We start from the raw sequence: 14,465 nt of genomic DNA on the forward strand, positions 1-14,465 counted from the left end.
CACGACAAGTATGGCAAATCAATTCAATTTTAGTCAATGACTGCGTCATATTCATTTGATAAATCACTGTTAGGTAATTTCAGAACTTCTAAGTATAAAATATGGTGACCATCTAATTCTTTTGCGATAAATTCAAAACCTTGCTCTTCAATACTGTCACCTTCGACTGCATCAAAACGCTTCGTCATGAACCAACCACCGATAGTATCAATATCATCATCTTCTATGTCAGTACCAAGCATATCATTTACATTTTCAAGAAGCATCTTAGCATCTAAAATAAAATGATTTTCTGCAATTTCTTGTACTTCCGGGATTTCGTCTTCATCAAATTCATCTTGAATATCGCCGACAATTTCCTCAATAATATCTTCAATCGTCACTAAACCAGATGTTCCGCCATATTCATCCATTAAAATGGCCATATGAATACGTTCACGTTGAATTTTTAGTAATAGATCGTTAATTTGCGTTGTTTCCATCACTCGAATAATAGGTTGCATATAATCAATGACTGGCTTATCACCATTTTTAGGATCTTTAATGTAAGCGGTTAATAAATGCTTCATGTTAACTAATCCAATAATATGATCTTTATCTCCATCCAGAATTGGATAACGAGTATATTGCTCAACACCCATTAAATCAAACACTTCTTTAATTGTTAGCTCTTTTTCTATGCCGACAATTTCAGTTCGAGGAACCATAATTTCTTTTGCAAGACGATCAGAGAACTCGAAAATACTGTTAACATATTCATATTCTGAGTTATTAATTTCTCCACCTTTTAAACTATCCGACAAAATCATACGCAGCTCTTCCTCTGTATGAGCAACTTCTGATTCTGACATCATTTTTAAGCCGAAAAGACCTGTTAAACCACGGGCAGAGCCATTTAATAGCTTAATGATGGGATAGGTAATATTGTGGAAGATAATTAATGGGCCAGAAAAGTTTAATGTGACAAATTCTGCTTTTTGGATGGCTAATGTTTTTGGCGCCAATTCCCCAATAACAACATGCATAAACGTAACGATTGAGAATGCAAGTATGAATGAAAGGATAGATGTAATACTACCATTCAAATTTAGAAATTCAAACACTGGGTGTAAAATGATTTCAAATGTAGGTTCACCTAACCAACCTAAACCAAGTGCAGTGATGGTAATACCTAACTGACATGCAGATAAGTACTCATCTAAATCTGAAACAACACGTTTTGCATTTTTCGCTTTTTTATGCCCTTCCGCGAGCAATTGATCAATGCGGGTAGATCTCACTTTTACGATTGCAAATTCAGTTGCAACGAAAAATCCAGTCATTATAATTAGTAGGGCGAATGCCGCCAACCTAATGGTTATCTCCAATATGTCTCCGTCCAAATAATTCCTTTGTTCCCGCCCGAATGAGGGAAGTAAACAAAGTGTACACCTCCTATGATTTAAAAAATTGTTGGATGTTTCAATCATAAATTATTTAAAAGAAAAACACAAATATTGACAACAACTTTTTCACTTGTTTTTCATGGATCTTTTGAAAAAATGCAACTAGATTCAAATACCAAAAGATTGTAATTACCATGGCTATATGCTAACTTTAGAAAGATCAAAGATAGTTTGTTTAGGGAAAGAAGCATTTTGCATCTCATATAATACGACACGTCAAAAATCTCAAGAGTGCTTTAGCTTGCGGATTTTTTTAAATGAATTATTTTTTATAGAAAGGGGGAGTCTCAATCGTCATTTGAGACTCCCCCTTTCTAAATGTTTGACCTATTTATTCTTGCTGGAAGCGTAATTTTAAACACGCTTTTTCAACATCATGAACCGTTTCCTTTAAAGGTATTTCACCTGTAAACGGAGCGATAGATACAGGTGCTTTTTCCGTTATGCCTTGCTGTGTTAAAACATAGTTCTTATTATTATACGTTAAATAGAACGTTTTAATCGATTTCTTGCCGAAAGAGCTAGTAGAAGAATCAAAGAAGCCCTTTAGTTGACTGCAATACTCATTGTAAAAGTCGCTTTTATAGCCAGAAAGTTCCTCGAATTTCTTACTATTAACAGCACCCGCTTCATCCACTAATTCGAATATTTTAGCGGAAAATTCTGAAAAAAATTCTTTTACTTTTACACGAATTAACGCTTTTGAATTATAGCTATTTAAGTCATCCGAAAGTGTGACTTTACTCATTGAAATGGCCCCCTGCATAAAAAACATTTACTATTAAGCTGATATCATAAATGTATAAGAAAAATATACAAATTTCAACAGGATTCAACATAATTAGCTTAAATGGCGTGCTATTAATAGTAAATATAGGTATTTTTATACGGGATCACAACGAAAAATTGACTATCAAATTCAATCGTATACATGAAACAGCATAAGTTCATGTATCATTTTTTTAACAACCTCCTCGTCTGATGGAATGGCTCCTATCCACTCAATCGTACCGTCCTTTAAATATTCCGCTTGGTATCGTTCTCGTTGATAAAAAAACGAAATAGACCACCCAGGTAGTTGCGTGTTTTCAAATAGTGGTTTAAAACTGAAATGTTGAATCATCATCAAACCTCGCTTCTTAAAGTATGTAGTCATATTATTCAAGTATAAAGGTATTTTTGCAACTATTCACTTTTCATAGAAGTAAATAGGATGAGATTGAAATTCTAAAGGGGTATTTCTTTCGTTGAAAATCATTGCTCTGCTATAATGAGTGCAGAAGGCGACAAAATACGCCAATCTTGAATACAATTGAAATGAGAGGATACTAATGGATAATTTTATAGTGACATTACTTTTTATGGCTATCATTGGGGCTGCAATTGGGGGCGTTACAAATCACTTAGCCATTAAAATGCTTTTTCGTCCATATAAAGCGATATATATTAAAAATTGGCGTGTACCGTTTACACCAGGGCTTATACCCAAACGACGTGATGAATTAGCTAAACAGCTGGGTCTTACAGTAGTAAATTATTTACTAACGCCTGAAACATTTAGAAAAAAGTTTTTCTCTAAGGATATTCAAGACAAAGTAGAACACTTTGTGCAATTAAAAGTTGAAGAAACAATCTTTACAAACGACAAAACAATTCAGGATTGGCTAAACTTAGCTGGGTTTGCTCATCTACCTACTACCATTGAACAGAAGGTTGAAGCAATTGTTGAGGGACAATTTTCGTCGGTAAAGAATACACTATCAACAAAATCAATTCGTACGCTGCTATCAGATGATATCCAAAATACAATTGATGCTAAAATTCCAGTAGCAGTTCAGCACATTTTAGAAAAAGGCGAGGATTATTTTTTATCACCAGAAGGTGAAATGACGATTAAGGCAATGATTGATGACTTTTTATCATCAAAAGGGTCTCTAGGCGGCATGATCAATATGTTCTTAGGTGATTCCTCTTCATTAGTTGGGAAAGTTCAACGTGAGCTTGTGAAGTTTTTACAAGCACCAGGAACAACAACATTACTAACAAAAATATTTTCACAGGAATGGGAAAAACTTAAAGATCGACCAGCTATGGACTTTTTGCAAGATGTTCAATTTGACCCCATTTTATCGAAATTACAAGTGTACGTGAAAGAACAATTAGCAATCTCTGAACGTTTAAATCAACCGATTTCTTATTATTGGCCAGAAGGAAATGACTGGGCGAAGTATACCGTGATTCCACAAGCTATAGAAAAAGCTTTTGTGAAGGCAGAGGAAAAACTTGAGGATGTACTAAAACGTTTAAACTTACAAGAGGTTGTGCGAGAGCAGGTTGATTCATTCCCAGTAGAGAAATTAGAGGAGCTTGTATTAGGTATTTCAAAACGTGAGTTTAAAATGATTACTGTATTAGGTGCAGTGCTTGGTGGATTGATTGGGATTGTGCAAGGCTTGATTGTTTACTTTATTTAAAAGGAGATTGTATGAATGATTAATATTTATAATGACATTAATGCGTTAGAAGCAACTTTCCGTAAGATTCCAGAATTTGAAGCGTTAAAAGCTGCTGTTGAAGTTGTTAAAAATGACGAAGATGCATTAAATGTCTTTAAAAACTTCCGTAAAATCCAAATCGAATTACAGAAAAAGCAATTAGCTGGTGAGGATATTTTGGAGGATGAGCTTGTCTATGCACAAAAAGCGGCACAGCTTGCACAGCAAAATGAAAAAATTTCAACGATGCTTGAGGCAGAAATGAAGGTAAGTAAAGTAATCGAAGAAGTAAATCGCATTTTAATAAAACCTATCCAAGGTTTATATGAAGGAATTCAATAATAGGTGATAATCGCAATTTAAAAAGGAATAATTTTTCTAGGAATTGCACATATAACAAGTGAGAGGAAAACGTGTATCCGCTATTGGTCGGTACACGTTTTTGCTTTATGTACCAGTTAAAGAGTATGGGAGGTTATGAATATGCATGTCATCATTGAATGGACCTATAAAACACCAAAAGGAGCAACAACAGTTTTACGTTCCGCTGAAATGCCTGCAGCTCAAGCACTTTTACTTGCAGAGGATATGGAAAGAACGGGAAGGGTAAAATCGCTACATTGTATTGATCGGCAAGATACAAATTGGTCACTTAAAGAGCTAAAAGCATATTTAAAGGAAATTGATACAGAGCCTCATAATATTACGCTCTATTTTGATGGAGGTTTTGATCGTGGGACAAGGCAAGCAGGACTAGGCTGCGCCATTTATTACGAACAAAATGGTAAACCTTTACGATTGAGAAGGAATGCCTTTTCGTCTGAATTGAAATCAAATAACGAGGCAGAGTATGCAGCGCTTTATTTAGCCTTAGTAGAGCTAGAACTTTTAAATGTCCACCATTTGCCTGTGCGTATTATAGGAGATTCACAAGTGGTCATCAATCAGCTGAATGGGGAATGGCCAGCATTGGAAAAAGAACTAGCAAGCTGGGCAGATAAAATTGATGCTAAGCTGGAGCAACTTCACATTCAAGCCGAATACCAGCTTGTTTCACGTAAGGATAATTCGGAAGCGGATCGCCTTGCTACTCAAGCTTTAAATGGCATCGATATTACTGGTTTGAGCGAGATTGTTAAAGAATAGGAATAAGAGGTGGCAGTAGATACTGCCACCTCTTTCTCATAAAATCCTCGGTTTGCACTGAAACTTTTTCCATTTTAAAACTACTACTACTATGAATCCAAACAATAAGGAGAGATTTTATGAACATGAAAAAAATAGCACCTGCAGCTATGTCTGCATTATTATTTGGAAGTGCCCTTGTACCGGTAGCTTCAGCAAATGAGCAGCAATCTACAGAAGCAGAGGTACCACAAATACAAATTGATCCCGTACACATTTTTAATGATACTCGTGGTACTGTGGAAGATGTTCGTGTTGGGGAAAATATTACATATTACACAGTAAAAGAAGGCGAGCAAACAAATGTATTAGAAATTACTAAAGATACTCTCGTGTTCGACAATACTGGGAAGAAAGTGGAGCTACAAAAGGGTGATAAAGTATTAGCTTATACCTTTGCTAACAAACCGCAAAAATATATTTATCCACCACAATTCAATCCAGAGGTTGTCATCGTTGAAACAGAAGAAGTTGGTTTTGTAGAAGTGGATTATTTCTTTGAAGATTTAACTAATACGTATGATATTTTAAAATTAAATATTGGGAAAGAAACAGAGCTATTCAATGAAAAAGGTGAAAAGGTGGACGCTAAAGATTTAGCAGAGAAGCATCTGATTGTTTTCTATAAGGCCTCTACTAAAAGTATCCCAGCTCAAACAACACCATCTAAAGTAATTGTACTGGACGATGATTCCTCAACTACTAAGAATCCAATAAATGAAGAAATTGATAATATTATCGCATCAGATTCTTATGAAGTAGCTGGTACAAAAATGGTGCCATTACGTGTGATCGCTGAAAAGCTTGGCTTCAAAGTGGATTCTACAGGCAAGGGGGCAATCCTTTCAAAAGGGAATATGTCTTACACAATTACTCGCGGTGAAAAAACATTTGGCTATAATAAGGCATTACGTACACTAACAGTCGCACCGACCTTAAAAGATACAAAGACATATGTACCTGTTGAATTTGTGGATGAATATTTAAAATAATTAAGAAAATAGTATGCCAACAATGCTTGGCATACTATTTTTATTTGTGGTTACTCAGCCATTGCTAGAGCGTAATGGTTCTTTGAGGAAATAAAGGCTGGATACTTTTTCGCAAATTGTTGGAGACATTGTTTAAAGGATATTGTACTCATGAAGTTTTTAGCTAATACCATTTCATCTGAATACAATAAAAATTGCTGAAAATGCTGTTGAATAAATACCCTTGTCTTTTCATAATGCTTGTTAATTGAAATAGCGCCATAGATTTCTTGTTGATCAATAATATAAATAAAATCACAAAGTACTTTATGTGTGCCGTAATTAAGTTTTACCGTGACATATAATGTTTTTTCGTCACAGCGCTCTAAATCAAAATGGTGGAATGCTACTTCTACTTGATGAATAAAGCTCGAAACAGATGTATAATTGTCATTTTTTAAAATAAACATTCTCGACACCACCTTTTCTGAAAATTATAATGACAAAAAAATAGTTTGTCTATATTTAAACTGAATATTCTGTTATTTTATAGATTCTAATTGTTATTTTGCTTATAGTCATAGAAATTTGTTAAACTTAAATCTGCAATATATAAAAGAAGAGAGCGAAACGAAATGAAAATTATTCATATAGATCAAAAATATCCTGAAGATTGGATTCGCGTATTAAATCATATTGCGAATTTATTTTTTGAGGATTCCAAGCTGAAGGTTGAACCAATGGGAGCAGATATGTCTGCTTCATTTGACTATCAGACTGGAGACGATTTTTCCATTTCTACAAAAGCAAACTTGATTGTAGATGGTAAGCAATACACAAATGAGTACAGTATTCAATATGAGTCCCCAGCAACAGATCGTGAGCTAAATATTCGCATAAAACGTGCATTGTCACATGTATTTTTAGATGTTCTTGAACAGCATACTGGAGTGCATCAGCAATGGGGGATTTTAACAGGTGTACGCCCAACAAAGCTGTATCATAAATTTAGAAAAGAAGGTAAAAGTGAGCAAGAAATTGCTGATCTATTAATTCGAGATTTCCGCTTATCAAAGGAAAAAGTTGGACTATTAAAGGAAATTGTGGACCGACAACTAGTGACCATTCCTGATCTTGATGCCATTGGACAAGAAATCAGTGTTTATATTGGTATTCCATTCTGCCCTACCAAATGTGCATATTGCACTTTCCCAGCCTATGCGATTGGTAGTAATCGTAAGCAAGGGCGTGTTACGACTTTTTTAGATGGCTTGCATATTGAATTGCGCGAAATGGGCAAATGGCTGAAGGACAATGATATGAAAATCACCTCCATTTATTGGGGTGGTGGTACACCGACTTCAATTGAGGCCGATGAAATGGATGCCTTATATCAAACGATGTATGAATCATTCCCTAACCCTGAAACAATTCGAGAGGTGACAGTTGAAGCAGGAAGACCTGATACCATCACACCAGAAAAATTAGAAGTACTAAAAAAATGGGGTATTGATCGTATTAGTGTAAATCCACAATCTTATACTGATGAAACATTAAAAGCAATTGGTCGTCATCACACAGTCCAGGAAACCATTGATAAGTTTTGGCTTGCAAGAGAATCAGGTATGAACAATATCAATATGGATCTTATAATTGGGCTACCGAATGAAGGGATTGAAGAATTCCAACATTCATTAGAGGAATCGGCAAAAATGCAGCCAGAGTCTTTAACTGTTCATACGCTATCATTTAAACGTGCTTCAGAGATGACGCGAAATAAGGATAAATACAAAGTAGCCGACCGTGATACGGTAGCTGAAATGATGGCAATGGCACAAATTTGGACAAAAGAAAATGATTATGTTCCATACTATTTATATCGTCAGAAAAATATTTTAGGTAATTTAGAAAATGTGGGCTATAGTAAAGCGGGAGAAGAAAGTATTTATAATATCGTTATTATGGAAGAAGTGCAGACAATCTTAGGAATTGGCTGTGGGGCATCCTCAAAATTTGTTCATCCCGAAACAGGGAGAATTACACAATTCCATAATCCGAAAGATCCTGCTGCCTATATTATGACCTTTGAAGAGGCTATTGGGAAGAAAATAGAATTTTTAAATGAATTATATAAGGCTTAATGATGAAGGCAATCTGATCTGTTCAGATTGCCTTCATTGTTTGTAGTGTTCGTAATGTACAGGCCATTTTTAGCAGAACAGCATCCTCAAAGTATTGCGGATCATAGCCTGTTAATTCCCTTATTTTATTTAAACGATAAGTAAGTGTATGTCGATGAATATTTAATTGCTGAGCACAATGCTTTAGCTGTAAATTACAATCAAAAAACGATTGTAATGTTTCCAATTGTTTAGCGTCTAAATTTTTGAGTACACGACGGTAAAATGCTTGTACCTCCTCCGATTCACGAGGTTTAAAAAGGGAATATAACTCGATATCTTCAAAAAAAGTCAATTCATTATTGATTGCAGCAAATTTTAGAGCTGTTTTGGCACCTTGGTAGCTATAGGGAAGCTGAGATAAATGCTGAACCACAGGCCCTACACCAATTTGAAGGGAGGGAAGTTTCTGCTTCTGCTTACGCAGTGCTTTTATAATAGGACGGCAATTTTGCTCCACACAACTTGTTAGTAGGATATAGTATTCCTGTAATTGGCTATGACCAGCAAGAATAGGCTGTTTGTAAAATAGATCCTCAAAAAAGAAGGGTATTGTATTTTCTGCGTAGGATGCTTCATTTAAGCTCACTAAAATCACCTGAAAAGGACCCGAAAGAGCAAATGGTAATTTCTGAATCCGTTCAGTTAAGGTTCCGTCTAGCTTACTTCCATGAACGAGTGCTTCAAATATGTAATCGTTATTCTTTCGTTGCCATTCGCTTTTAGATTCAACAATCGCTTGATGGGCCATAATCTCTGTTGTGAGTTGAACGAGATTAGCAATTTCAAGCATATCGTCTGAATCTCCTGTAATACCTATAACACCTACAACCTCATCTTGATACATAATTGGCATATTGATGCCTGGTTTTGTGTTTGGATAAAGTGCTATATTTTCCTCATTTATAATTAGAGTCTCTTTTGTCTGTGCTACATATAGTGCACCTTCATGAATATTTTCCACCCTCATTTTATCTCCAGAAGCTAAAATGACCCCACTTGGGCTGATAACATTAATATTGTGACGCAAGCGCAACATCGTTTGATGGACGATGTCTTCTGCTAACTTTTTTGTCAACATGTTTATACACCTCGCATAAAAAACAGCCTGTTATATGACAGATAAATTGTACACTTATTATAATGTTTTCTGAATTTATTGTCATTATAATAAATTGTAAGCGCTTAACTTAGGGATATGAAAATTTACGTAAATGTCAATGGACGACATAAGTGGAGGTATAACATGAAAGTTATCATTAGTCCAGATTCCTACAAGGGTACTCTGTCAGCAGTTGAAGTAGCAAAGGCAATGCAAAAAGGAATCTTAGATGTGGATCATTCAATTGAAACAATTATACTACCAGTGGCAGATGGTGGTGAAGGTACACTGCACTCACTTATTGCCTCTACAGATGGTCGATATTGCTCAGCAACTGTGCTTGATCCATTGGGAAGAGCTATCCAGGCTCAATATGGTGTACTGGGCGATCAAGTAACCTGTGTAATAGAGATGGCTCAAGCATCTGGTATTATGCTGTTACAAGAAAATGAGAAAAATCCTGAACTTGCTACATCTTATGGCACAGGACAATTAATTAAAGCTGCACTTGATCAAGGTTTTAGAAAATTTATTATTGGCATTGGTGGGAGTGCTACAAATGATGCGGGTACTGGTATGTTACAAGCATTAGGTGTGCGGTTATTATCAGCGGAAGGGGTGGAACTTGAGGCTGGTGTTTCTAACCTTATGCAATTAGATGTCATAGATATGAGTCTACTAGATACTAGATTAGCAGAAGCAACATTTACGATTGCCTGTGATGTGGATAATCCGCTTATTGGTGAACGAGGAGCCACTGCCATCTTTGGTCCACAAAAGGGTGTTCAAAAACACCAGGTCGCTGAATTTGATCGTTGTTTAAAGCATTTTGCAGATATTGTTGAAGCTCAATTTGCTATACGATTACATGACTATAAAGGTGCTGGAGCCGCTGGGGGAATGGGGGGCGCATTAATCGCTTTTTTAAAAGGAACCTTCCATGCAGGAATTGACCTTGTGCTGGACGCCGTACAGCTTCAGGCTCATTTAGCAGAAGCACAGTTAGTGATAACGGGTGAAGGAAAATCTGATCTTCAAACATTACATGGTAAGGCACCATTAGGTGTAGCAAAAGCTGCAAAGCAAGCGAATGTAGAGGCGATGCTGCTGTCTGGAGGAATTGATACCAAGGCAAATGCAGCATTACAAGCGTATTTTACAGTTGTTGAGTCATTGGTAGATGAGGAGATTGGTGTGCAGCAGGCAATGCAAGAACCTGCACACTTTATTCGGTTAAAAACTAAAAGAATGATAGAGCGTTACTTACAAAAGGGGGATGTCTAGATGTTGTTCATTATTATATTAATAGGGGTATTATTTGTTGTCTTAGGAACAGCTAAGTTAAAGCTTCATCCGTTTTTAGCTTTATTAATCAGTGCTTTCTTCGTTGGAATTGCTTCAGGTATGCCATTATTGACAGTAGTGGAAAGCATTAATACTGGATTTGGAGGCTTAATGACAAGTATTGGTTTAGTCATTATTGCTGGTACTATTATAGGCTTAATATTAGAAAAATCAGGTGCTGCTTATCGAATGGCAGAAGTAGTGTTAAGAATTGTAGGACCTAAACGTCCACAATTAGCGATGTCTTTAATTGGCTATATCGTATCCATACCAGTATTTTGTGATTCTGGCTTTATTATTTTATCCAGCTTGCAAAAATCATTAGCAAAGCGAGCCAATGTTACGATTGCATCTATGGCAGTAGCTTTAGCAACTGGCTTATTTGCGACGCATGTATTAGTACCACCAACTCCAGGGCCTATTGCAGCAGCAGGAAATATTGGCGCAGCTGATTATTTAGGAACAGTCATTGTCATTGGTTTACTAGTCGCGATACCAGCAACATTCGTAGGTTATCTATGGTCAGTAAAAGTGGCGACAAAAATTCGCGTTCCTGAAGATGAGGTAGAGGCATTAGATTATGAGGAAGTCATTAAATCCTTTGGTAAAATGCCCTCAACATTTAAAGCATTTTTACCAATCGTTCTGCCGATTGTGTTAATTGGTTTGGGTTCTATAGCAGCATTAGTTGGTGATACGGAATCGACTTTCAATACCATCTTTAAATTCTTAGGTTCTCCAACAGTGGCCTTATTTTTAGGTGTAGCAGCAGCCTTTTTATTATTACCTGAAATCAATGAAACGACATTAACAGGTTGGATTGGCGAAAGTCTAAAAGAAGCAGCACCAATTTTACTTATAACAGGGGCTGGTGGTTCGTTTGGAACTGTTATAAAAAATGCTGGTGTTGGAGAAATGCTTCAAGAAATGGATTTAGGTATGTTTGCCTCAGGTACATTATTCCTTCTTGTGCCGTTTATAGTAGCAGCAGCGTTGAAAACGGCTCAAGGTTCTTCCACAACAGCTCTTGTGATTACATCTACTTTAGTAGCCCCAATGCTTGTGACATTGGGGATTGATGGAGCGGTACCATTAGCATTAGTGGTGATGGCAATAGGTGCAGGAGCAATGACAGTTAGCCATGTGAATGATAGCTTCTTTTGGGTGATTACGCAGTATAGTGGTATGGAAGTAACACAAGCCTATAAAGCCCAAACGGTGGCCACATTACTTCAAGGGCTTGTGACTATTATTATTACGATGATTTTATGGTGGATATTTGTTTAAAGTAAAAGGAGAGCAGCCCATGGCTAGCTCTCTTTTTTGTATAATAGGAAAATAGAAAGGAAGTTAGTAGATGAAAAAAATAATAATGGTATTACTCCTTTGTCTTTTTTTATTAGCCGGCTGTACCGAGGCAGTCAAGACAGAGAAAATTCCTGTAACAGCTGGTCATGAAATGCAGGTTCATTTTATTGATGTAGGACAGGGGGATTCTATACTGATCGAATCACCAAGTGGTAAAACGATGCTTATAGATGGGGGAGTGAAGGGCGCAGGGCAACTGATTGTCTCTTATTTAAAAGAACTTGGGATAAATAAGCTTGATATTGTAGTAGCAACACACCCAGATGCTGATCATATTGGAGGGCTTATTCCTGTATTAGATAACATGACGATTGAGCAATTTTATGATTCGGGAAAAGTACATACATCGCAAACCTTTGAAGAGATGCTGACACGTATCGATGAAAAAAATATTCCTTATCATGTGCCAAAAATCGGCGATGATATCGAATTTGATAAGGATGTAAATGTGAAAATTTTAAATGCCAATGATCAGGCTACAGACAATAACGATGCCTCCATTGTCTTAAAAATGACTTATGGGAATGTCTCTTTTTTATTGACAGGAGATGCGGGAGTGGCATTAGAAAAGGAAATGTTGCAGTATGATGTGAAAGCAACAGTTTTAAAAGCTGGACATCATGGCTCTAACACAAGTAGCTCAGAGGAGTTCATTCAGGCTGTAAAACCAGAGGTCACGATATTAAGTTATGGAGAGGATAATAAGTATGGACATCCACATGCAGAAATTGTGGACCGTTTGCAGGCTATTGGTAGTAAAATATATGCCACCGCGGATTTAGGAACGATTACGGTGTCCACAGATGGGGTAAACTATACGGTGAACGGTAAGGAAACTTTTAGTGTAGAAACTGGTAATATACTATCTAAAGAAGAACCGACAACAGCTATTGAAATCGTTAGTAAGGATCTAGTTACTGAAATTGTAGGAATTAAAAATAGTGGACAACACGCAGTATCTTTAAAAGATTGGCAGCTTATTTCAATTGAAGGGCATCAAGTTTATAACTTCCCTAATCTTTCTTTACAGCCAGGGAAAACGATTTATATTACTAGTGGAACCAATGCACGGGAAGGGCAAAATTATTTGAAATGGACAACTAAACAAATTTGGTTAAATGCTGGAGATGCTGCGCAATTACGGAATGAGAAAGGGGAACTTGTAAGTGAGCTTGAGTAAATACACATTGGACCGTATTGAAGATGGCTATGCGGTTTTCTTAAAGTTTCCAGCAGAAGAGGAACAACTCATTATTTCACAGTCAGCCATGAACAAGCCTGTGCAAGTAGGTGATCGTGTTCAGATAGAAGAAAAAGATGGTATTTACCATATTGAAATTTTAAAAGAAGAAACACAGCAAAAAAGAGCAGACCTTCAGAGTTTAATGAATCGTTTACGAAATAAAAATAATTAATACATGACAAGCTGTGAAGATTTGACGTACAGCTTGTTTTTAGATACAGGAATTGTACTTAAATTGTTATCCTAAATATTTTGAAAATATGCTAAAATAGTAGTATTAATCGGGAGCTAGGAGCGGACAAAAATGTCGATAAATACAATTATTTTTGATTTAGATGATACACTACTATGGGATAAAAAATCAGTCAAAACTGCATTTGAAAAAACATGTGACTATGCAGCAACAGTACATAATGTGAATCCTACTGAGCTAGAGGAAGCTGTTCGCCGAGAGGCACGTGCTTTATATGAGGGTTATGAAACATATGATTATACGGTATTAATTGGTATCAATCCATTTGAAGGACTTTGGGGAACGTTTGACGACTCGACAGACTCCTTCCAAAAAATGAAGGAAATTGTTCCTAGCTATCGTGCAGCGGCTTGGACAAAAGGGTTAGCTGCTCTTGGTATTGAAGATACAGCGTTTGGAGAGGAGCTAGGAGAGCGCTTTGTAGCCGAGCGTAAAGTAGCGCCATTTTTATACGAAGATACTTTTGCAGTGTTAGATGAATTAAAAGGAAAATATCAGCTTGTATTGCTTACAAATGGCGCACCAAGTTTGCAAAATTTAAAGCTAGAAATCACACCAGAAATTGCCCCATATTTTGATCATATTATTATTTCAGGTGACTTTGGTAAAGGTAAGCCGGACGCATCTATTTTTGAGTATGTGATGGAGAAAGCAGGTATTACAGCGGACGAGGCAATTATGGTTGGCGACAATCTTAATACTGATATTTTAGGATCATCTCGTGTGGGAATGCGCAATGTATGGATTAATCGTGAAAGCAATATCGCCAACGGGGCTGTGACACCTACCTATGAGGTGGATTCTTTGACAGCGTTTTTGGAGCTTGTAAATAAGCTATAGTATAAAAATGTACTGACCCTTCATGGAGTCAGTACATTT

The 14,465-nt window shown here is 36.5% G+C and carries 15 protein-coding genes; 10 read left to right on the plus strand and 5 right to left on the minus strand.

Annotated elements, in window-relative coordinates:
- Positions 1-29 precede the first annotated feature (29 nt).
- From B3D98_RS20285 to B3D98_RS20295, 3 genes are all read right to left on the minus strand, one after another.
- A complete protein-coding gene (locus tag B3D98_RS20285) occupies positions 30-1,349 on the minus strand; it encodes a hemolysin family protein (RefSeq protein ID WP_004230815.1) in 1,320 nt (439 codons plus the stop codon).
- A gap of 427 nt (positions 1,350-1,776) precedes the next feature.
- Positions 1,777-2,193, minus strand: a complete 417-nt coding sequence (locus B3D98_RS20290; protein ID WP_048391793.1) for a hypothetical protein — start codon at positions 2,191-2,193, stop codon at positions 1,777-1,779.
- Between the two features lie 171 nt (positions 2,194-2,364).
- Positions 2,365-2,568, minus strand: a complete 204-nt coding sequence (locus tag B3D98_RS20295; RefSeq protein WP_048391848.1) for a YheE family protein — start codon at positions 2,566-2,568, stop codon at positions 2,365-2,367.
- Positions 2,569-2,776: 208 nt separating this feature from the next.
- Between B3D98_RS20295 and B3D98_RS20300 the strand changes: the two genes are divergently transcribed.
- The 4 genes from B3D98_RS20300 to B3D98_RS20315 all read left to right on the plus strand — a co-directional run bounded on the left by B3D98_RS20300 (position 2,777) and on the right by B3D98_RS20315 (position 6,117).
- On the plus strand, positions 2,777-3,919 hold the full coding sequence (locus B3D98_RS20300; RefSeq protein WP_288585655.1) for a DUF445 domain-containing protein: 1,143 nt from the start codon (positions 2,777-2,779) through the stop codon (positions 3,917-3,919).
- Positions 3,920-3,934: 15 nt separating this feature from the next.
- The gene (locus B3D98_RS20305; RefSeq protein ID WP_112116645.1) at positions 3,935-4,282 is read left to right on the plus strand and encodes a YlbF family regulator; all 348 of its coding nucleotides are present in this window, start codon (positions 3,935-3,937) and stop codon (positions 4,280-4,282) included.
- A 141-nt stretch (positions 4,283-4,423) separates the two neighbouring features.
- Positions 4,424-5,086, plus strand: a complete 663-nt coding sequence (locus B3D98_RS20310; RefSeq protein WP_112116644.1) for a ribonuclease H family protein — start codon at positions 4,424-4,426, stop codon at positions 5,084-5,086.
- 119 nt (positions 5,087-5,205) lie between these two features.
- A complete protein-coding gene (locus B3D98_RS20315) occupies positions 5,206-6,117 on the plus strand; it encodes a copper amine oxidase N-terminal domain-containing protein (protein WP_288585657.1) in 912 nt (303 codons plus the stop codon).
- A 50-nt stretch (positions 6,118-6,167) separates the two neighbouring features.
- On the opposite strand, the gene B3D98_RS20320 is transcribed toward B3D98_RS20315, so the two are convergent.
- Complete coding sequence (locus B3D98_RS20320; protein ID WP_054548655.1) at positions 6,168-6,566, minus strand: hypothetical protein; 399 nt, start codon at positions 6,564-6,566, stop codon at positions 6,168-6,170.
- Between the two features lie 165 nt (positions 6,567-6,731).
- Between B3D98_RS20320 and B3D98_RS20325 the strand changes: the two genes are divergently transcribed.
- Entirely contained in the window at positions 6,732-8,237 is a 1,506-nt protein-coding gene (locus tag B3D98_RS20325; RefSeq protein ID WP_066037066.1) for a coproporphyrinogen III oxidase, read from the plus strand.
- A gap of 22 nt (positions 8,238-8,259) precedes the next feature.
- On the opposite strand, the gene B3D98_RS20330 is transcribed toward B3D98_RS20325, so the two are convergent.
- Positions 8,260-9,357 (minus strand): CdaR family transcriptional regulator, encoded by a 1,098-nt coding sequence (locus B3D98_RS20330; RefSeq protein WP_288585660.1) that lies wholly within the window; start codon positions 9,355-9,357, stop codon positions 8,260-8,262.
- A gap of 165 nt (positions 9,358-9,522) precedes the next feature.
- On the opposite strand from B3D98_RS20330, the gene B3D98_RS20335 reads away from it, so the two are divergent.
- The 5 genes from B3D98_RS20335 (at position 9,523) to B3D98_RS20355 (ending at position 14,426) form a co-directional block, all read left to right on the plus strand.
- Complete coding sequence (locus B3D98_RS20335) at positions 9,523-10,662, plus strand: glycerate kinase (RefSeq protein WP_288585662.1); 1,140 nt, start codon at positions 9,523-9,525, stop codon at positions 10,660-10,662.
- Positions 10,663-12,009 (plus strand): GntP family permease, encoded by a 1,347-nt coding sequence (locus tag B3D98_RS20340; protein ID WP_054548651.1) that lies wholly within the window; start codon positions 10,663-10,665, stop codon positions 12,007-12,009. It begins immediately after the preceding gene.
- Between the two features lie 70 nt (positions 12,010-12,079).
- On the plus strand, positions 12,080-13,270 hold the full coding sequence (locus tag B3D98_RS20345; RefSeq protein ID WP_288585666.1) for an MBL fold metallo-hydrolase: 1,191 nt from the start codon (positions 12,080-12,082) through the stop codon (positions 13,268-13,270).
- Complete coding sequence (locus tag B3D98_RS20350; protein WP_048391776.1) at positions 13,257-13,505, plus strand: DUF3006 domain-containing protein; 249 nt, start codon at positions 13,257-13,259, stop codon at positions 13,503-13,505. The genes B3D98_RS20345 and B3D98_RS20350 overlap by 14 nt, the downstream gene beginning before the upstream one ends.
- A 132-nt stretch (positions 13,506-13,637) precedes the next feature.
- Complete coding sequence (locus B3D98_RS20355; RefSeq protein ID WP_288585671.1) at positions 13,638-14,426, plus strand: HAD family hydrolase; 789 nt, start codon at positions 13,638-13,640, stop codon at positions 14,424-14,426.
- Positions 14,427-14,465: the final 39 nt, after the last annotated feature.

It is taken from the genome of Lysinibacillus sp. UBA5994, from assembly GCF_002429725.1.
GTDB lineage: Bacteria > Bacillota > Bacilli > Bacillales_A > Planococcaceae > Lysinibacillus > Lysinibacillus capsici.

Bases quoted from the DNA above. Each gene is read 5' to 3' on its own strand.
- B3D98_RS20320 (WP_054548655.1), bottom strand. From the start codon at position 6,566: ATGTTTATTTTAAAAAATGACAATTATACATCTGTTTCGAGCTTTATT.
- B3D98_RS20295 (WP_048391848.1), bottom strand. From the start codon at position 2,568: ATGATTCAACATTTCAGTTTTAAACCACTATTTGAAAACACGCAACTA.
- B3D98_RS20305 (WP_112116645.1), top strand. From the start codon at position 3,935: ATGATTAATATTTATAATGACATTAATGCGTTAGAAGCAACTTTCCGT.
- B3D98_RS20345 (WP_288585666.1), top strand. From the start codon at position 12,080: ATGAAAAAAATAATAATGGTATTACTCCTTTGTCTTTTTTTATTAGCC.
- B3D98_RS20290 (WP_048391793.1), bottom strand. From the start codon at position 2,193: ATGAGTAAAGTCACACTTTCGGATGACTTAAATAGCTATAATTCAAAA.
- B3D98_RS20325 (WP_066037066.1), top strand. From the start codon at position 6,732: ATGAAAATTATTCATATAGATCAAAAATATCCTGAAGATTGGATTCGC.
- B3D98_RS20335 (WP_288585662.1), top strand. From the start codon at position 9,523: ATGAAAGTTATCATTAGTCCAGATTCCTACAAGGGTACTCTGTCAGCA.
- B3D98_RS20355 (WP_288585671.1), top strand. From the start codon at position 13,638: ATGTCGATAAATACAATTATTTTTGATTTAGATGATACACTACTATGG.
- B3D98_RS20300 (WP_288585655.1), top strand. From the start codon at position 2,777: ATGGATAATTTTATAGTGACATTACTTTTTATGGCTATCATTGGGGCT.
- B3D98_RS20340 (WP_054548651.1), top strand. From the start codon at position 10,663: ATGTTGTTCATTATTATATTAATAGGGGTATTATTTGTTGTCTTAGGA.
- B3D98_RS20330 (WP_288585660.1), bottom strand. From the start codon at position 9,357: ATGTTGACAAAAAAGTTAGCAGAAGACATCGTCCATCAAACGATGTTG.
- B3D98_RS20315 (WP_288585657.1), top strand. From the start codon at position 5,206: ATGAACATGAAAAAAATAGCACCTGCAGCTATGTCTGCATTATTATTT.
- B3D98_RS20310 (WP_112116644.1), top strand. From the start codon at position 4,424: ATGCATGTCATCATTGAATGGACCTATAAAACACCAAAAGGAGCAACA.